The 19085-nt window shown below is 48.3% G+C and carries 16 protein-coding genes and 1 tRNA gene; 11 read left to right on the top strand and 6 right to left on the bottom strand.

Translation table 11 applies throughout. From position 1 onward, the window contains the following. The first annotated feature begins 2 nt into the window (after window positions 1-2). Both AINA4_RS05980 and AINA4_RS05975 read left to right on the top strand, forming a co-directional pair. The gene (locus AINA4_RS05980) at window positions 3-1175 is read left to right on the top strand and encodes a glycosyltransferase family 1 protein (RefSeq protein WP_281786553.1); all 1173 of its coding nucleotides are present in this window, start codon (window positions 3-5) and stop codon (window positions 1173-1175) included. Next, window positions 1172-2140, top strand: a complete 969-nt coding sequence (locus AINA4_RS05975; protein WP_281786552.1) for a glycosyltransferase — start codon at window positions 1172-1174, stop codon at window positions 2138-2140. The genes AINA4_RS05980 and AINA4_RS05975 overlap by 4 nt, the downstream gene beginning before the upstream one ends. Here AINA4_RS05975 and AINA4_RS05970 read toward each other — a convergent pair. The 5 genes from AINA4_RS05970 to AINA4_RS05950 all read right to left on the bottom strand — a co-directional run bounded on the left by AINA4_RS05970 (window position 2094) and on the right by AINA4_RS05950 (window position 6101). Beyond that, complete coding sequence (locus tag AINA4_RS05970; protein WP_281786551.1) at window positions 2094-3683, bottom strand: DUF2142 domain-containing protein; 1590 nt, start codon at window positions 3681-3683, stop codon at window positions 2094-2096. The genes AINA4_RS05975 and AINA4_RS05970 overlap by 47 nt on opposite strands. Beyond that, window positions 3664-4404: an ABC transporter ATP-binding protein gene (locus tag AINA4_RS05965; RefSeq protein WP_114129323.1), complete on the bottom strand. Its 741-nt coding sequence runs from the start codon at window positions 4402-4404 to the stop codon at window positions 3664-3666. The genes AINA4_RS05970 and AINA4_RS05965 overlap by 20 nt, the downstream gene beginning before the upstream one ends. 3 nt (window positions 4405-4407) lie before the next feature. After that, a complete protein-coding gene (locus AINA4_RS05960; RefSeq protein ID WP_114129324.1) occupies window positions 4408-5313 on the bottom strand; it encodes an ABC transporter permease in 906 nt (301 codons plus the stop codon). A gap of 73 nt (window positions 5314-5386) precedes the next feature. After that, window positions 5387-5459, bottom strand: a tRNA-Arg gene (locus tag AINA4_RS05955). A gap of 36 nt (window positions 5460-5495) precedes the next feature. After that, window positions 5496-6101 carry a hypothetical protein gene (locus tag AINA4_RS05950; protein WP_281786550.1) on the bottom strand — a complete coding sequence of 202 codons (606 nt, stop codon included), beginning with the start codon at window positions 6099-6101 and terminating at the stop codon, window positions 5496-5498. A 90-nt stretch (window positions 6102-6191) separates the two neighbouring features. On the opposite strand from AINA4_RS05950, the gene argS reads away from it, so the two are divergent. From argS to thrB, 7 genes are all read left to right on the top strand, one after another. Next, entirely contained in the window at window positions 6192-7856 is a 1665-nt protein-coding gene (argS, locus tag AINA4_RS05945; protein ID WP_281786549.1) for an arginine--tRNA ligase, read from the top strand. Window positions 7857-7911: 55 nt separating this feature from the next. Next, complete coding sequence (locus tag AINA4_RS05940; RefSeq protein ID WP_281786548.1) at window positions 7912-9243, top strand: nucleotide sugar dehydrogenase; 1332 nt, start codon at window positions 7912-7914, stop codon at window positions 9241-9243. Next, window positions 9236-10177, top strand: coding sequence for an NAD-dependent epimerase/dehydratase family protein (locus AINA4_RS05935; protein WP_281786547.1), 942 nt, complete (start codon window positions 9236-9238; stop codon window positions 10175-10177). Before AINA4_RS05940 ends, AINA4_RS05935 begins: the two co-directional genes overlap by 8 nt. A gap of 118 nt (window positions 10178-10295) precedes the next feature. Then, window positions 10296-11726, top strand: a complete 1431-nt coding sequence (lysA, locus tag AINA4_RS05930; RefSeq protein WP_281786546.1) for a diaminopimelate decarboxylase — start codon at window positions 10296-10298, stop codon at window positions 11724-11726. Then, complete coding sequence (locus AINA4_RS05925; RefSeq protein ID WP_281786545.1) at window positions 11723-13051, top strand: homoserine dehydrogenase; 1329 nt, start codon at window positions 11723-11725, stop codon at window positions 13049-13051. Before lysA ends, AINA4_RS05925 begins: the two co-directional genes overlap by 4 nt. Before the next feature lies 1 nt (window position 13052). Next, window positions 13053-14138, top strand: a complete 1086-nt coding sequence (thrC, locus tag AINA4_RS05920) for a threonine synthase (RefSeq protein WP_096380329.1) — start codon at window positions 13053-13055, stop codon at window positions 14136-14138. Further along, window positions 14138-15088, top strand: coding sequence for a homoserine kinase (gene thrB, locus AINA4_RS05915; protein ID WP_281786544.1), 951 nt, complete (start codon window positions 14138-14140; stop codon window positions 15086-15088). Before thrC ends, thrB begins: the two co-directional genes overlap by 1 nt. Window positions 15089-15091: 3 nt before the next feature. Here the strand turns inward: thrB and AINA4_RS05910 are convergent, their stop codons facing one another. After that, a complete protein-coding gene (locus AINA4_RS05910) occupies window positions 15092-15964 on the bottom strand; it encodes a glycosyltransferase family 2 protein (protein ID WP_281786543.1) in 873 nt (290 codons plus the stop codon). Window positions 15965-16211: 247 nt separating this feature from the next. Between AINA4_RS05910 and rho the strand changes: the two genes are divergently transcribed. Both rho and prfA read left to right on the top strand, forming a co-directional pair. Beyond that, window positions 16212-17990 carry a transcription termination factor Rho gene (gene rho, locus AINA4_RS05905; RefSeq protein ID WP_281786542.1) on the top strand — a complete coding sequence of 593 codons (1779 nt, stop codon included), beginning with the start codon at window positions 16212-16214 and terminating at the stop codon, window positions 17988-17990. Window positions 17991-17993: 3 nt separating this feature from the next. Further along, window positions 17994-19073 carry a peptide chain release factor 1 gene (prfA, locus tag AINA4_RS05900; protein WP_281786541.1) on the top strand — a complete coding sequence of 360 codons (1080 nt, stop codon included), beginning with the start codon at window positions 17994-17996 and terminating at the stop codon, window positions 19071-19073. Window positions 19074-19085 lie beyond the last annotated feature (12 nt).

Below are 19085 nucleotides of genomic sequence, written 5' to 3'. Positions count from 1 at the left end.
AAATGCCTTTTGACATCACTATTCACAAGTCCTGTTTACGGATATCGCAGAGAAAGCCTAAAGAATTGATACGCGTAGGTTTTGACGACCAAATATTTATAGCTCAATCTCGTGGCGGTATCTCCAAGTATTTTGTGGAGATCATTCAAAGGCTCCCAAAGTACGGTGTTGAACCAATTTTGCTTTGCGAAGAAACGCGAAACTCTCACTTAGCTGAGTCCGGACTAGTGCCTCGAGCTAAACAAGACTCAAATCTCAAAAGCAGGCTTCGAGGATATTTGTGGCGTCTAACCGGAAACCCAAGGTACAAAGGTCCTCTCATTGAAACCGTTGATGTCATTCACCATACATTCACGAATGGAGCATATTTAGGTCTTGGCCACAAGCCCAGTGTCGTCACAATTTACGACATGATTCCTGAGGTTTATCCTGAATATTTTCCTACGGGGAATCCGCATTTTGCTAAAAAGAAGTTTGCTGAAAGATGTGATGTTCTCATTTCGATTTCAGAATCTACAACAAATGACATGTTGAAGTTTTATGGTGACAACCTCAGGTCCAAAACTATGGTTGTTCCTTTTGGAGTTGGCGAACAATTTCTCTCACCACATCCTGAGGTTGAGATGCCTGATTTGCCAGAAAAATATCTTCTATTTGTCGGAGTCCGAAGAGGATACAAGCACTTCAAAACTGCTTTTTTGGCTTTCGAGAAAATGGCGAAAAACGATTCCGAACTTTGTTTTGTCGTCATTGGAGGCGGACGCTATTCGGATGAAGAAAGAAAGATGGTACAAACTTCTCCATTCGTGGAACGAGTATTTCATTTCAACCCCTCTGATGAACAAATGCCAGAGTTTTATCGGCGAGCAAAGTGTTTTGTATTCCCATCGGTTTATGAGGGCTTTGGTCTGCCAACCCTGGAATCCCTAGCGAGTGGAACGCCTGTAGTTCTCGCAGATGCATCCTGCAGTAGGGAAGTTGGCGGTGATCTCGCTATTTATTGTGAACCTGGAGATGTGCAATCCCTGATTGATAGCGTCGAGAAAGCAACTTCGATTGATTGGGTGAACAGAATAAAACGCGATGGACCCGCAAGAGCCAAAGAATTCACATGGGATTTTGTAGCGGAAGAAACAGCGAAAATTTATAAAAATCTTGTTCAAAAGACAAAATGATTTCAGTAGCGTTATGCACATATAACGGTGAGAAGTTTCTTACTGCTCAATTAGAGAGCATCAAGAGACAGACACTTTTGCCAGATGAAATCATCTTCGGTGATGATGGATCTACAGACAATACTCTGTCTCTGCTGACAGAGTACAAGGTCCATTTCGAAGAATTAGGTATAAAGACATCTATACTCCCGCCTTCTGGTGCTGCACATATTGTTACTAATTTTGAACGAACATTACAGGCAACTCAGGGTGGCATTATTTTCTTGTCCGACCAAGATGATGTATGGCATGAGGACAGAATTTCTCAATCAGTATTTATGTTGGAAAACAATCCAGAAGTACTTCTTCTTCACGGCGATGCTGAGTTAATTGATAAACATGGACATAAACTTCCCCAAACTCTTTTCGAGAAATTGAAGTATTCTCATTTGCTTCAGAATGAAGCAAATTCAGGAGTAGCGTTTGATCTTTTGCTCCAAAGGAATTTGGTTACTGGTGCCACCGCTGTAATTCGACGTGAGTTGCTCTCTGATTCAATTCCTTTTTCACAGCATTGGCTGCATGATGAATGGCTTGCAATAATTGCCGCCGCAAAAAATGGTTATTTTGTAGTTCAGGATGAGTTGATTAGCTACAGATTGCATGACGATAATTCTGTTGGGCTTCAAAAAAGGTCGATACGCGGTTTGCTTGCATTCTTTTTCGCGTCGCGAAGAGGAAGGTACGAACAACTCATTGACAGGCTGAGTGAAGTCGAAATATTGGCTCAGCATAAAGATTTCAAGAATGATCACGTTGAAAAACTTCGACGTGCAATTCAGTTCAACATCAGTCGAAAGTCATATCCAAAGCAGAGACTGTTTCGTTTTCCTCAAATTTGGAAACAGGCAGAAAATGGGAATTACAGAGACTTTTCTGCTAGGCCTGTTGTTGAGATGCTTCGAGATTTTCTCCAGTCTGCGTAATTTTGCGCTTATGTACCTTGTCCGATTGAGACACATTTCGCTGAAATTCTGAGGCAGCAATCCAGAAAAACACCAGCGAACAAATAGAGCCCACTAGCCAAACACTAAATGCAGAAATTGGGACATTCCACCACCAGCCATCAGCGGTTTGTAAGTCCCAGGATGGGTTAGAAATTCCACTGATATATCTGTCCATGTTCAGATGAAGGGAAATGCTAAAAGCTAGCGCCAAGCCAAAAAAGATGATTATTTTTTGTGCGAAATTGATGGAAAAAGCGGTTGATTTTGTCAGTGGGACAAGAGAAATGGCAACGAGCAGAATGACAAGTGGGTAAATGTATCTTGGTTGCACGTAGGCACCCACCGCTGCATTTGATTTCTGTAAGACATACAACGGGATGGCAAATAGCAGAGCCAAAACAGCTAGAGAGGCCAGATTCTTTCGTTTATTTGTTGTTGTCATTCCTTGGAAAATAACGATGCAAGAAATAATTAGCCCAATTCCCCAAACCATGGGTGGCATCACGGTGTCTAACCATCCCAATCCCCAACTTCCAAAAACCCCGGTTATCAGGGAGGGCATATTGAGGATGTTGAATAACAAAAGGTTGAAGCCTGAATGCTTTGTTGCTGAGGCAGTTTGATCGCTGAGACCCTCGGTCGTAACCGATGCTTGGCCAGTTGAAAGGAAAATGAATACTGCTGCAGTAAAGAAGAACACAAAAAGCCCAAGAGTAGGAATCCTGAACTTCCTCAATGGCGGATAAAGAACCAAACTGCTAAGGACAGCAATTGCAGCGAATATTGCGCCGTCTCCGCGGGAGCCGACCAACATAGTGAAGCAAATCACAGAAAGTACAACTGTAGCTATTGCACGTTTTGAGGACACTTCTTGTGCCAAAGAAGCAAGGAGAAAGAAAAACATACCTATGCTGATGACGGCCCATGAACTTGGGTTAGTACTTGGAATAAGAAAAAAGCCAAGAGGAACTAAAGTACAGGCGTATGTCAGAAGGAGCGGAGACCTAAATTTTCTCGACACCACTATAAATGTCAGTGAAAAGAGAATTGTGAATATGGCTGCATTTACCAACCTCATCATGACTACAGATACCTGAAGATGATCTGAAGCCAAAAGTCCCAAGGTTGCATAAAAGAGTGGGGGGTATAACCCTGTGGTGTTGAGTCTTTCTGTCTCATAAAGCAGTTCAGGATTTATCGCAAGATTGTTATCTTGGCAGGTCGCATTGGATTCTGGGCTGTAGGCGTAACAGATTGAATGCGCAAGGGCCAAGGGCACCATTCTTGAGTTTTCACTTGAGCCAGGTTCACATAATCCGTTCCGAATGCCGTCTCCACACCAAATGCTCGCAAGGTGAAAATCATCATCAGGACTCGAGCCCACTGGTGAAGCGACAGACCATGCTGCCAGAGCGAGAAATAATCCGACAATCCCTACGAAGACTTTATATTTGCTCAAAGTTGTAAACCTTTGAGAAGAATTAGTGTGGGGAGCTATGGATTTATCGCTGTTCTGCTGCATATAACTCATCTAGCATTTTGAGACCCTGGCGAGTTTTTCCAACAAATTTGAGTTCACCATGATGAAGAAGTGCAACCCTGTCACAAAAACTCTTGATCTGTTCCGAAGAATGACTAACAAGGACGATTGTTCTCCCTTGTTTTTGGAACTCTCGCATTCTTTCAAAACATTTTTCTTGAAATGGTTGATCTCCGACAGCAAGCACTTCATCAATAATGAGCAGATCTGGGTCGGAATGGACGGCAACACTGAATGCAAGTCTCACGTACATTCCAGAGGAATAAAACTTAACAGGAGTATCAATAAATTCTTCTATTCCAGAAAAATCAATGATGGATTCAAGGTGCTTCTCAATTTCTAATCGAGAAAGACCCATGAGAGACCCATTGAGATAAATGTTTTGTCTACCAGTCAAGTCAGGGTGAAAACCTGTACCAAGCTCGAGAAGTGCAGCTATCCTTCCTCGTCTGCGGACGACGCCAGTTGTGGGATAGAGAATTCCACCAATGACCTTGAGTAGGGTACTTTTCCCGGAACCGTTGTGTCCTACAAGCCCTAAAGATTCACCAACTGAAATATCAAAAGAGACATCTCTCAGCGCGTAAAAATCTTCTTTATGGCTTTGTGACAAGCGAAAATTGAGAAGGCGCTCTTTGAGGGATTTTTCTTTGTGTATGACAAATCTTTTTGAGACATTTTCTAGTTCAACGATGTGTGCCACTGATCAAATCTCCTGTGCAAAGTTTCGTTCAAATTTGCGAAATACAGACTGGCCAATCAGCACAAACACAACACCGATAGCGCACATGATCCACAGTCGCCAAACCAAGTGCTCAGGAAAGTTGGATAAATCGTTCGTGCCTTGAGCCCAAAGTGCTCTTTGGAACCCCAGTATCGAAATAGTCACAGGGTTTGCTAAGTAGAGATTCAATAAAAAATCATTTTGTATGGCTTGAACAACAAATTTGTACGAGTAAACAATTGGGGAAAGCCAGAACAAAATTGAAAGAGATACATCGACCAAATGTTGGAGATCCCGGATGAACACATTAATTGACGAAATCAGATAGGCGGTTCCGGTCCCGAACAAAATCAAAATAGCCGTCGAAGGGAACAAGAGCCAAAATTGAGGAAACTCAGGTAGTTGTTGCACAAGAAGTATTGCAATTCCAAGTACTAAGAACTGAATGAAAAAATAAACAAAACTTGACCCGACCACACTCAGCGGGAAGATAATCCTGGGAATATGAATTTTTTTGATAATGCCAGCGTTACCCAAAATTGCTTGGCTGCTTTGGGATGCTACATCGCTGAAAAAAGACCATGCGGTTAGGCCGATTAGCACAAAGATGGCAAATCCAGGAATCGATCTTGACGCGCCTAAGAACTCACCAATTGCAACAAAATAAATGAGTAATTGAGTAATTGGCTTCGCCAGGCTCCAAACAATACCTAAGGCTGAACCTTTGTATCTTGCTCGGAGCTCTTTATCAATGAGTAGCCAGATCAAGCCCCTTTGCGAATATGCTTCGAGAAATGGGCTCAAAAGAAACGAAAAAAAACCTTGTCTTATTCCTGTTTCTTGCCAAGTAAGACCTGAGATATATTCATCACGAGCTTTCACCGTCATTGAATCTCCGTGCTATCTCGTTTTCATTTCAGTAATCATTTCATAATGTGCGATTTATGTTGAAGTCACACTGTGCCCTCGAGAGGATTCGAACCTCCGACCTTTGGTACCGGAAACCAATGCTCTATCCCCTGAGCTACGAGGGCCTAATTGAGGTTATCAGCCAAAGTAGTTTCATGAGATTAGTTCAACTTTGTTAGAGCATTACCAAGCGGCTTGAGTAAGTCCTCTGGAGTTTGCGCCCAAGGGGCACTTGCACTCAACCAGTAGCCATTTCCAAGGATCTCTAATGTTCCACCACTAGATCCCGAAACAAACAAACCAACAAAGGGACTTGGAATGGAATCTGAGGAAATTTGTGAGGATTCGGCTTCTCGATTTTGCTTAAACGCGTCAAACGATTCGGAATCAAATTTGGCAAGAGAAATCGTGAATGAATCTCCACTTGACAGATTGATGTAAGTACAGGAAATTCCTTTGTAGTCTGTAGCAAGTTTTGCTAATGAACCGGGTTGTGGGGAAAAACTGAGGTCTAAAGAATAACTTGGGTTGTAATTGTAAAGATCCTCGTTACTTATCAGGGTGGAACAGTCCATTCCTGTGTTCACTCCCACGATTCCTTCTTCAACAGGAAGCGAAGTACTTTGAGATGTTGGAGTCGTTGCGACTTTAGACGAAACAGGCGCAACAGGTTCAGTTTCAGGGGCTGCACAAGCAGTTAAGAATGATGAAATGATGACAACCGACAAACCGCAGACTGCCAACTTTGGATTTATGGACATAACCATAAATCAAACCTAATCCTGCGAGACTTTTATTTTTGAAGGCGCGTCGAACAGTCATTTATTGGTATCCCGCAAGCCCTAAACTGTCAGCATATGACTCCGCAAGATTTACAACTTGAAATTTTGGAACGAATTAAGCAGTATGCACAGTCAAATGATTTTGATTGTGATGGCATTGATGCTTCATTTGTGACTATTGAACGCCCAAAAAATCGTGAACACGGTGATTGGGCATCTAGCGTTTCCCTCAAATTAGCAAAGCCTTGGGGAGTTAATCCCCGCGAACTTGCAGAAATACTGGCCCAGAAACTCTTGAATGTTCAGGGTATTGAATCTGCTGAAGTGGCGGGTCCTGGTTTCATCAATATACGTCTCAGCGCTGCATCTGCTGGTGCGTTGGTCAAGACAATTGTTGAACAAGGCCCAGGATACGGCCAGGGTTCGCTTTACAAAGACGTCAAACTCAATCTTGAGTTTGTCTCCGCTAACCCAACAGGTCCCATACATATGGGTGGGACTCGTTGGGCAGCAGTTGGGGACTCTCTTGCCCGTGTTCTTGAGGCTGTAGGCGGTGAAGTCACGCGTGAGTATTACTTCAATGATCATGGTGCACAGATTGACCGATTCTCTCGAAGCTTGATTGCCGCATACCTCGGAGAACCAGCTCCCGAGGATGGCTACGGTGGTGAATACATTCATGACATCGCTTCCCGAGTGGTTGCAGCATACGGGAACGACCTGACTGTTCTTCCTCGTGAAGAAATGCAGGAAGTTTTCCGTTCTATCGGTGTTGAACTCATGTTCGGCGAAATCAAAGCCAGCTTGCACGAGTTTGGCGTGGACTTTGATGTGTACTTCCACGAGGACTCTCTGCACGAGTCCCGAGCTGTAGAACGAGCTGTTGAGCGTCTTCGTAAACTTGGGCATATCTTTGAACAAGATGGTGCAACGTGGCTGCGCACCACAGAATTTGGTGACGACAAAGATCGCGTCATTATCAAGAGTGATGGTCAAGCCGCCTATATCGCTGGTGATCTTGCTTACTACCTTGATAAGCGAGAGCGCGGCTTTGATCGCAACATCATTATGTTGGGTGCTGACCACCATGGTTATGTTGCCCGCATGATGGCAATGTGTGCTGCTTTTGGTGACGAACCAGGCGTGAACCTTGAAATTATGATTGGCCAGATGGTCAATCTGGTTCGTGACGGTCAGCCCATGCGCATGAGTAAGCGTGCTGGAACCATCGTGACGCTAGAAGACTTAGTCGAAGCGGTTGGTGTAGATGCTGGTCGCTATGCACTTGTTCGCAGCTCGAGCGATTCCCAGTTAGATATTGACCTTGATCTCCTCGGAAAAAAGACCAATGACAATCCTGTCTTTTATGTCCAATATGCACATGCTCGCACCTGTGCTGTTGGGCGTAATGCAAAAGCATTTGGAGTTTGCAGAGAAGATGGTTTTGCTCCTGAACTTCTCAACCATGAAGCAGAATCCCAGCTGCTTGGCGCGCTTCAAGAGTTTCCAAGAATTGTTACTCAAGCAGCAGAATTGAGAGAACCTCACCGTGTTGCCCGCTATATCGAAGAAGTAGCTGGGTACTACCACCGCTGGTATGACAAGTGCCGGGTAATTCCTCAGGCTGATGAGGAAGTAACGGATTTACATAGAACACGACTGTGGCTCAATGATGCAACGGGCCAAGTTCTTCGAAACGGCTTGGGCCTTTTGGGTGTTTCGGCCCCAGAGCGTATGTAGATTATCTGACGTTCTAGAGTAGATTGTTCCTGTTTATGTGTATTGAGGATTGCCAATGACGAATTTGCCAAACAATAAGTTTGATGTCTGTGTTGTTGGTTTGGGTTATGTTGGCTTGACTTTGGCTACTGCTTTAGCTTCTGCGGGGCTGCGTGTTGCAGGTTCAGAGCGTAGTCAGGATGTTGTTGATCTCATTGCTTCTGGGCAATCTCCTTTCCATGAATTTGGTCTTGATGAGGCTATTCAGGCTGTTGTTTCCCGGGGGAAATTGGTGCCTTTTGCCTTGGAGGATGGGACGCCGGTTGCGGATTCTTATGTGATTACTGTTGGCACTCCGGTTAAGAACGGCAGTGTGTATTTAGAGGACTTGAAATCTGCAGTTTCTGCCGTTGCTAATGTTATGCCTGATGGAGCATTGACTGTTCTGCGTTCCACAGTTCGTGTCGGTACTACACGCACTATCGCTGAACCAATATTGAAGGATTCCGGGAAAAAATATGCTGTCGCGATGGCTCCCGAAAGGACCATCGAGGGCAAAGCCTTAGCTGAGCTTTCTTCGTTGCCTCAAATAGTTGGTGGAATTGATGAGAATTCCACACAGCTGGCGTCTGAATTGTTTGCACGTTTGGGCGTTGAAATTGTTCCTGTGCATTCTGCTGAGGCTGCAGAGTTAGCCAAACTTGCGAGTAACACTTTCCGCGACGTTTCTTTTGCGTTCGCTAATGAACTTGCCTACTTTGCAGATCAGTCCGGTGTAGATGTTTACGACGTAGTGCGTGCATGTAATTACGGTTATGACCGAATGAATGTGGCTCTACCTGGGCCAGTAGCTGGTCCGTGTTTGGAAAAGGATGCGTACATACTTTCCAATTCTGCGGATGTACTTGGTGTTGAAGTTCCGCTAGCAATGCAGGGGCGTAAAACTAATGAATTCATTGTTTCTCATGTTGTAAATTCATTACTCCCAGATATGAACTCCCACACACCCAAAGTGTCGATTCTTGGGTTGGCTTTCAAGGGCAGACCAGCAACATCCGACACACGTGGGTCATTAGCTGGTGACTTCGCTCAAGCAATGAAATCGAAATACTCTGTCACTGATGTGTCTGGCTGGGACCCATTGGTTTCTGTGACAGACGCTCAGAAAATGGGAATTCTTTTCGACGAGCTCGAGGAATGTTTGAATTCCGATGTGGTGTTAATTCAGACAAATCATCGTTTTTTCTCAAGTGAAGATTTCTATTCAGTAATTGATCGCACTGAACACTCAGGGCGTGTATTTGTTGATTTGTGGAATCAGCTCGATGCTGAACGCATCACATCATTAGGAAATCGTCTCATTCCTCTGGGGCGAAAAATTATCGACGTTAAGGACTCACTTGTCTAAGTATTTAGTATCAGGTTCTGGTGGTTTTCTAGGGTTTTACCTTGCAAAAAAGCTTGCAAAACAAGGACATTCTGTTGTCGCGGTGGATGTTGAACTGCAGGTTGGATCACAATCGCGGATGGTGGAATTAGAAGCTATAGACGGAATTGAAGTCATACGCGGTGATCTGACAAACGAAGAATTTGTTTCCTCGCTTCCACGTGTTGACGGTGTCTATCACATGGCTGCACTCAACGGTACGCAAAAGTTTTACAGCGATCCCTGGAAAGTAGTACGTCATTCAACCATTCCAACAATCACACTGTTAGAACGTTACGGTCGTGACCCACTTGAGTTCTTCTTCTATGCAGGATCTTCCGAAGCATATGCAAGTTCCATAACTAAGTTTGGTTGGGAAGTGCCCACCAAGGAGGATGTTCCTCTGGGAATTCAAGATCCTAAAGAAGTTCGCTGGTCATACGGCGGATCTAAACTTCATGGCGAAATAGCAGTTTTTGCTGCAGCAGTTGAACTGGGCACACCAGCAGTTGTTGGTCGTTTCCATAATGCATATGGACCAAACATGGGTATTCACCACGTCATCCCTGACTTTATTGAGCGAGGTAAAAATGGCGTGTTTGAACTTTATGGCGCAAACAACACTAGAAGCTTCATTTACATCGATGACGCAATAGAGAGTGTCATTGCTGTCGCAAACAATGCTGTCGGTGAAGTCGTCAATATCGGTTCACCCAACGAGATCAACATGATTGATTTAGCTCACATCATCATGGAAGAAGCAGGATGGAGCGGAGAAGTCAAAAACTTTGACGCTCCGGTAGGAAGTGTTCTACGCCGAGCACCTGATATCAGCAGGCTTGCAGAAATTATTGATGTGGAAAAGTTCGTGAACCTTAACGAAGGCATTAGACGAACACTTCCGTCATATCTATAGCGGTCAACACTGGCGATAGAATTAGTTGTCACTTGGGCCTCTATCAAAGAAAGTCATGAGGAACCAAGCCGGTTCTTTTCGTTCGATTTCTCTATTTCACTTCAACTGAGGTTTACCTGTGGCTTCTCACCCGCTTGCACCAACGTGGCTCACGGCTGACGTTGATGCCAACGAGTTAGTAAGTGGTGTTTGGGCCTCTTCAGTTACTCGGAACAGTAATGGCGAAGTGCTTGTTGCTGGAGCTCATGTTTCTGCATTAGCTCAAGAATTTGGAACACCACTTTTTGTTGTTGATGAAGTACATGCTCGAAAAAGAGCTGTAGAAGTAAGAAACGCCTTTGAATCAGCTTTTTCTGCCGTTGGCACACATGCCAAGGTCTATTACGCAGGTAAAGCATTCCTGTGCACTGAAGTAGTTCGCTGGGTTACCGAGGCTGGTCTCAACGTCGATGTTGCCAGTGGGGGAGAACTTGCTGTTGCGCTCGCTGCAGGAATTGACCCTTCCCACATTGGTCTTCACGGTAATAATAAATCCCAAGCAGAAATTGAACGAGCTGTTGACGTTGGTGTTGGAACCATCGTTATTGATTCCTTCATTGAAATTGGTCGCGTTGCAGATGCTGCTCGTCGCGCGGGCAAGAATCAACGAGTACGCCTTCGGGTCAACAGTGGTGTTCACGCACACACCCACAGTTTCCTTGCCACCGCGCATGAAGATCAAAAGTTTGGTGTCACCATCGCTGATGCCCCAGATTTGGTTGCAGAGATTCGTTCACATGAATCGTTGGAATTTGTCGGCCTTCACTGCCACATAGGTTCCCAAATCTTTGGGACAGACGGTTTCGCTGAGTCAGCAGCACGTTTGCTTTCTTTGCACGCAGAACTGCTCAAAGGAGGCCCTGTTCCAGAGCTCAACCTCGGTGGTGGTTTTGGTATTGCCTATAAGCCGGCAGATAAGCCCACACCCATCGAAGACATTGCCCACGAAATTGCTTCTGTGGTCTCTGCTGAGTGTTCTCTTCTGGGTATTGATATTCCAGTTGTATGTGTTGAACCAGGACGTGCAGTAATCGGAACGTCCACCTTCACCCTTTATGAAGTGGGCACTGTCAAAGACGTTTCAGTTGACGTCGTTGACGACAACGGCGTCCTTACTGGTGAAACTGCAATACGCAAATATGTCAGCGTTGACGGCGGTATGAGCGATAACGCACGCCCAGCTCTGTATGGAGCTGATTATTCGGTTCGCATCGCGAACCGATTATCTGATGCACAGCCAGCATTGGTGCGCGTTGCTGGTAAGCACTGTGAATCTGGAGACATTCTGGTTTATGCGGACTATCTTCCCGGGGATGTTAAGCCCGGTGATTTGCTAGCAATTCCTGCAACAGGTGCGTATTGCTGGTCACTTTCTAGTAACTACAACTATTTGACTAGGCCACCTGTTGTTGCTGTCAAAGATGGTGTTGCCCGCGTTATAGTGCGCGGCGAAACTGAAGAAGATTTGTTAGCGCGCGATATGGGCGTTATCCGAAAGGTAAACACATGATCGAATACCGCAACGTACGTGTGGCATTGTTGGGCGGTGGAACTGTTGGTGCTCAGGTAGCCCGGCTACTGCTTGAGCACAAAGAAGAGTTTGCTTCTCGAGTTGGTGCAAGTCTCGAGTTAACCGGTATCGCTGTACGTAACCTCGATGCCCCTCGTTCAGCAGATCTACCCAAAGAACTCTTCACTACTGATGCAGAATCCCTAATCCTGGGGGCTGACATTGTGATTGAAGTTATGGGCGGCCTTGAGCCAGCTCGCAGCTACATTCTGCAAGCTATCAACTCCGGAGCGGACGTTGTCACTGCCAACAAAGCATTGCTAGCAACTCACGGGACTGAATTATTCGAAGCAGCAGAGCGTGTAGGCGCTCAGCTCTACTTCGAAGCAGCTGTTGCTGGAGCAATCCCCATTATCCGTCCGCTTCGCGAAAGCCTTGCCGGAGATCGCGTCAAGCGCATTATGGGAATTGTTAACGGTACTACAAACTACATCTTGGACAAGATGGACACTGAGGGTTCTTCTTTCGAAGACGCACTCGCTATTGCAACTGAACTGGGTTATGCCGAGGCAGACCCCACTGCAGATATTGACGCATTTGATGCTGCGCAAAAAGCTTCAATTCTTGCCAGCCTGGCATTCCACACCACAATTCCTTTGGAGAAGGTTCACCGCGAAGGTATTCGTGAGGTTACCGGTAAGACGGTAGAACTAGCCAAGAAGGCTGGTTATGTAGTCAAACTGCTTGCTATTTGTGAACGTTTGACCAATCCCGAAACGGGTGAAGAAGCAGTTTCAGCACGTGTTTATCCTGCTCTGATCTCTCGTGAGCACCCCCTCGCTTCGGTCCATAAAGCAAACAATGCTGTCTTTGTTGAAGCAGAAGCTGCCGGCTCGTTGATGTTCTATGGCGCTGGTGCTGGAGGGCCAGAGACTGCTTCTGCTGTTTTAGGAGACCTGGTTTCTGCTGCGCGTCGCCACATCATCGGTGGCCCTGGCTTGGGAGCCTCTACGAACGCTAATTTGCCGGTGTTGCCTATCAGCGCCATTACCACTCGTTATCACGTGACTCTTTCTGTCTTTGACCGCCCTGGTGTTCTTGCCTCTGTTGCTGACGTCTTTGGTCAGCACGGTGTTTCTGTTGAATTGGTTGAGCAGGGAACCTTTGGCAGCGAGGCGGTGTCTGGAGAGGCTGCTCCGACGGCTACGCTAGTTATTGGCACGCATGCAGCTCTTGAGTCTGATTTAGCGGCCACCGTTTCCGCTCTTGCGCAGTTGGATGCCGTGAGCTCAGTGGTTTCGGTTCTACGAGTTGAAGGAGCCTAAGTTGGCACATCAGTGGCGCGGAGTTCTGCCAGAGTATGCAGACCGCCTCAACATTTCTGACGCAACCCCCATCATTACCCTGGGGGAGGGCGGCACTCCACTGATTGAAGCTAAGGCTCTCTCTGCTCGCACAGGTGCACGTGTCTTCGTGAAGTATGAAGGAATGAACCCTACGGGTTCATTCAAGGACCGCGGTATGACCATGGCCATCTCTAAGGCTGTTGAACACGGTGCCAAGGCAGTTATTTGTGCTTCTACTGGTAACACCAGTGCTTCTGCTGCGGCCTACGCAACCCACGCTGGAATCTCAGCAGCTGTGCTCATTCCTGAAGGCAAGATTTCGATGGGCAAGCTCAGCCAGGCTGTTGCCCATAATGCTGAAATCATTCAGATCGAGGGTAACTTCGATGACTGCCTCGATATAGCTCGTGACCTCGCTGAGAACTACCCTGTTCACCTGGTGAACTCGGTGAACCCTGACCGCATCGAAGGCCAGAAAACAGCAGCATTTGAGGTTGTTGAAGTTCTCGGAGATGCCCCAGACTTCCACTTTGTTCCTGTCGGTAATGCCGGTAACTACACCGCATACTTCCGTGGTTACAGCGAAGAACTTGAACGCGGTGCTTCGACCAAGCTTCCTCGCATGTTTGGTTTCCAAGCAGCAGGTTCTGCTCCTATTGTTCTTGGCCACCCCGTAAAGAACCCAGAAACTATTGCCAGCGCTATTCGTATTGGTAACCCTGCATCGTGGGAGTTTGCGCTTGGCGCTCGTGACACCAGCAAGGGCTATTTCGGCGCCATCGATGACGCCGGAATTCTTGCTGCGCAGCGCATTCTTTCTGCAGAAGTAGGAATCTTCGTTGAGCCAGCATCTGCAATCTCTGTAGCAGGTTTGCTTGAGCGTGCTGAGAATGGCCATATTCCAGCTGGTTCCACCGTGGTCCTGACCGTGACTGGTCACGGTCTGAAGGACCCACTATGGGCACTGAAGAAGGCGGATGGTACTGAGGTCACTCCTACCGTTGTTCCTGTGAGCACCGAAGAGGTCGCTGGTGTCCTCGGACTGGTCAAGGGCGCCGCACACTAATGTCTTCTGGGTCTATGCAGGTGCCGGTAGGCAGGGCAGTAACTGTCCGCGTACCGGCTACATCTGCAAACTTAGGCCCTGGTTTTGACACGCTTGGACTTGCCCTTGGCTACTACGATCAGCTTGACGTCACTGTTCGTCCAGAGGCTGGGGCAACGGTTGAAGTTATTGGCGAAGGTTCTGCTGACTCGGCAGCTCCAGTAGCTACCGATGCTTCTAATCTTGTTGTGCAGTCCATTGCCCACGCTTTCGCGCATGCGGGCGTGGCAATGCCGGGTCTGAACCTCGTTGCCCACAACAAGATTGCCCACTCACGAGGCATGGGGTCCTCGAGCGCAGCAATTGTCTCTGGTCTTCTCGCAGCAAAAGGTTTGCTTGATGGCATTGTTGAATTCGATGAAGACACACTGTTGCGTCTTGCCACAGAGCTTGAGGGCCACCCCGACAACGTAGCCCCTGCACTTTTTGGTGGCCTAACTATCGCCTGGACCACAGAAGAGGGGCCACGTTGTAAGCGCTTGCTTGTTCACCGTGGTGTTTCTCCGCTGGTCTTGGTGCCTTCGTTCACCATGTCGACAAAGCACGCACGCTCACTACAGCCAGAGAGTGTTCCTCACGAAGACGCAATTTTCAATGTGTCCCGTTCATCACTTTTAGTTGCAGCACTCACACAGAGTCCTGAGCTTCTCTTCGAGGCGACGGAAGACAAACTCCACCAGGACTACCGCGCAGAAGCAATGCCCCAAACAAGTGCACTGGTTAAAGTGTTACGCGATAACGGGTTCGCTGCTGTTGTTTCCGGGGCAGGCCCATCCATTTTGGTTCTGAGTTCAGATCCAGCTCAACGTGTTGAAGCAGCACAACTCGTTTCACAGCACGAGGAAACACCCTGGAAAGCACTCATGCTGGCAGTTGATTTTGCCGGAGCAACAGTCGTTACTGCGAAGTAATTTTTAGGTCGTTGCCTTACGTGCTTGGAACCAGAAACGCAGCTCCAAGCCAATCCGGATTATTCCACGCACAGGTGCCCACAAGATTCCTTTGTATTTCACCTGAATAAATCGCATGGCGCTTTCGTGGTGAATGCGCAGCATGGTCTTCTTGGTGGCTTTAGTGCTTTCTCCACCAATGTGCTTGATGGAGACTTCAGGGACATACAGGTTGGTAAACCCTAGCTTTCCGAGGCGATAGCCCAGATCTACATCCTCGAAATACATGAAGTAGTGGCTATCAAAACCACCAATGCGTTCAAAGAGCTCACGGCGAATAGCTAAACATGCTCCAGAAACCCATCCAGCCGGAACGGTTGAATCTTGAAGGTGAGTTTCAGAGAGGTAGTTCTTTGTCCAGGGGTTACCCAGCCAGATATTGGCAAACAAAGCATGGCCCACACCATTGCGGATGGAAGGAATATTTCTGGCAGAGGGGTAAACACCGCCATCTTCATTGAAAATGCGTGGCCCAGCCACGCCCACTTTCTGATCCATGACAGCTTCTGAGAGTCTGTGGACTGCAGCTACGTTGAGCTCGCTGTCGGGGTTACATACCAGCAGTGTTCTGAGATGTGGTTCAAGCCCGGGAACTGCCTTGTTGACTGCTGCGCCGTAGCCCACATTCTTCTCTAGTTTGAGAAGGTTAACACCCAATCTGGTTGTCAGCTTCTGCGTAATGTCAATGTCTGCAGAGTTGTTATCTACGACAGTGATTTGGCTGGGGGCGTCAACCGATTTGATGGCACTTGCTAAGAAATCCGCCAACTGCGCACTTGAGTTGTAGCTCACAGTAATGATGGCTACATCAGCGGGGGCAGAAGGTTTCGGGCTCATAAGATTTATCCGCTGTCCAGACTACAAGGGCACGCAGAGTCTTTTCGTGAGAACTGGCTCAGTAAGCCCTGCTAGACTTCTGATGCACCGGTTGAAGCTACGTCATCACGTAACACACTTCCCGGAGCATTCCCCAGTTCGGTTTCGAACTTCACACATTCAGCACCATTTCTTACCTCCATATCTATTCAGAGTTGTGGGGCCAATAAGAACAGGGTGCTAGATACATAAATACAAAGGAGAGCTCATGTCTGAGAACTCATTCGAAGAAACCCCCGCAGCAGAAGCTGCACCCCGCAAGCGCACCTCACGCCGCGCAACTGTAACTGCCCCTGTTTCATCTGCTGACGCAGTTTCTGGCGCAGTGTCTGTCAGTGCCTCACAGCACGTCAACTCGGGCGACGCTGGTGTTCCTGCGCTTGCCCCAGCGTTGCAGGCAAGCGCTGAGGAAGCACCACGTCGTGGTCGTGGACGACCCTCCAAGAAGGCTGCCGAGGCAGTTGAATCTTCAGCACCTGAATCAGAGGCACCTGCAGAAGCAGGCGAGGCTGGCCCACGTCGTGGACGTGGCCGTGGACGCAACGCAGAAGTAGCAGAGAACTCCGGTGATGCCGAGCAGAACTCTGGTTCCACTGAGGGAGCTGGCGACAACGACAACACTGATGGCGAGCGCCCAAACCGTAACCGTAACCGCAACCGAAATCGTCGTGACCGTAACGACCGTGTAGAGGGAGAGAACCCCCGCAACAACGGGCCCGAGTCTGAGGGTGAAGAACGCAACGATCGTTACGACCGCAACGGCCGTAACAACCGTCAGCGTGACCGCCGCCGCGGTGGCCGCATGGGCGACGAGGTAGAACCAGAAATCCTCGAAGACGATGTCTTGATTCCTATTGCAGGCATCTTGGACGTACTGGACAACTACGCATTCGTGCGCACGTCCGGATACCTCCCCGGCAACAACGACGTCTACGTTTCTCTTGGCCAGGTCAAGAAGTACAACCTGCGCAAGGGTGACGCCATTATTGGTGCAATCAAGCAGCCTCGTGAAGGCGAAGGATTTGGCCGCCAGAAGTACAACGCACTTGTCAAGATTGATTCCATCAATGGCCAGACCATTGAGGAAGCAGCAACGCGTGTTGACTTCCAGTCCTTGACGCCTCTCTACCCACAGGAGCGCCTGCGCTTAGAGACCGAATCTGCCAAGATCACTGGCCGCATAATCGACTTGGTTTCTCCCATTGGTAAGGGACAGCGTGGTCTGATTGTTGCCCCACCCAAGGCTGGCAAGACCATCGTGATGCAGCAGATTGCTAACGCAATTGCTCAGAACAACCCTGAGGTTCACCTCATGGTTGTTCTGGTCGACGAGCGTCCAGAAGAAGTAACGGACATGGAACGCAGTGTCAAGGGTGAAGTTATTGCCTCAACCTTTGACCGTCCGGCTGAAGACCACACCATGGTGGCAGAGCTCGCTATCGAGCGCGCAAAGCGCCTCGTCGAGCTCGGCCAGGATGTTGTTGTTCTGCTTGACTCGATTACTCGCCTGGGACGCGCATACAACCTGGCAGCTCCTGCCTCAGGTCGTATTCTCTCCGGTGGTGTTGATGCAGCTGCGTTATACCCACCCAAGAAGTTCTTTGGTGCTGCACGCAACATTGAAAACGGTGGCTCCTTGACCATCATTGCCTCTGCGCTCGTTGAGACCGGGTCGAAGATGGACGAAGTCATCTTCGAAGAGTTCAAGGGCACCGGCAACATGGAGCTGCGCCTCTCACGTGCACTAGCAGACAAGCGCATCTTCCCTGCAGTTGATGTCAACGCATCTGGTACACGACGCGAAGAAATGCTCATGGGTGCTGACGAAGTCAAAGTCACCTGGAAGCTTCGCCGCGCCCTTGCTGGTCTGGACCAGCAGCAGGCGCTCGAAAGCGTCGTGGGCAAGCTCAAGGAAACAGCAACCAACGTTGAGTTCTTGATGCTGATGCAGAAGTCCAACGCAGGTTCTGCTTCCAAGGAGGACTAATCCATGCTGTCTTCAGTACAAGGCCTTCTCGCCGAGTACGAAGAGCTGCAGGTTCAGCTCTCCGACCCGGCCGTGCACGCTGACGCTGCACGCTCGAAGAAGCTCAACCGCCGTTATGCAGAACTGAGCCAAATCAAGGCTGCCTATGAACAGCTCACCGCGTTAGAAGACGACCTTGCTGCCGCTAAGGAATTAGCCAAGGAAGACGAAGCGTTCGCCACCGAAATTCCTGCCCTCGAGGAAGCTATTCCTGCAGCTCAGGAAAAGCTGCGTCGCTTGCTCATTCCTCGTGACCCAGATGATGGCCGTGACGTCATCATGGAAATCAAGGGCGGTGAAGGTGGCGCAGAAAGCCAGCTATTCGTCGCTGACCTTTTGCGCATGTACCTCCACTATGCCGAGTCCAAAGGATGGAAGACCGAAGTCCTTGATAAGACCGAGTCTGACCTCGGTGGTTACAAGGACGTTCAAGTTGCCATTAAGGGCAACTCGAACGACCCTGCACAGGGAGTCTGGGCTCACCTCAAGTTTGAAGGTGGCGTTCACCGCGTACAGCGCGTACCTGCAACTGAGTCTCAAGGCCGTATTCACACCTCTGCCGCCGGTGTTCTCGTCTTTCCCGAAGTAGATGAGCCAGAAGAGGTACAGATCAACCAGAACGATCTGAAGATTGATGTTTATCGCTCTTCAGGTCCTGGCGGACAGTCTGTGAACACCACTGACTCTGCTGTGCGCATTACCCACCTTCCCACCGGAATCGTGGTCTCGATGCAAAACGAGAAGAGCCAACTGCAGAACCGTGAAGCGGGTATGCGTGTGTTGCGTGCTCGTATTCTTGCTCGCCAGCAGGAAGAAGCAGCTGCAGAAGCTAGTGCGGCTCGTAAAGAGCAGATTCGTACCGTGGACCGCTCAGAACGTATTCGCACCTACAACTTCCCTGAAAACCGTATTGCGGACCACCGCACCGGGTACAAGTCCTACGACCTGGACCGGGTGATGGATGGGGCTCTCGAACCTGTGATTCAGTCCTGCATTACGGCGGATGAAGAATCGCGCCTGGCAGCTTTGGGCGACCAAAACTAGTTGCGAACTAGA

The sequence above is a fragment of the Aurantimicrobium sp. INA4 genome (assembly GCF_027924525.1).
In the GTDB taxonomy this organism is placed as follows: Bacteria; Actinomycetota; Actinomycetes; order Actinomycetales; family Microbacteriaceae; genus Aurantimicrobium.
The sequence above is the reverse complement of the archived record's forward strand: the minus strand, read 5'-3'. Positions and strand labels throughout refer to the sequence as shown.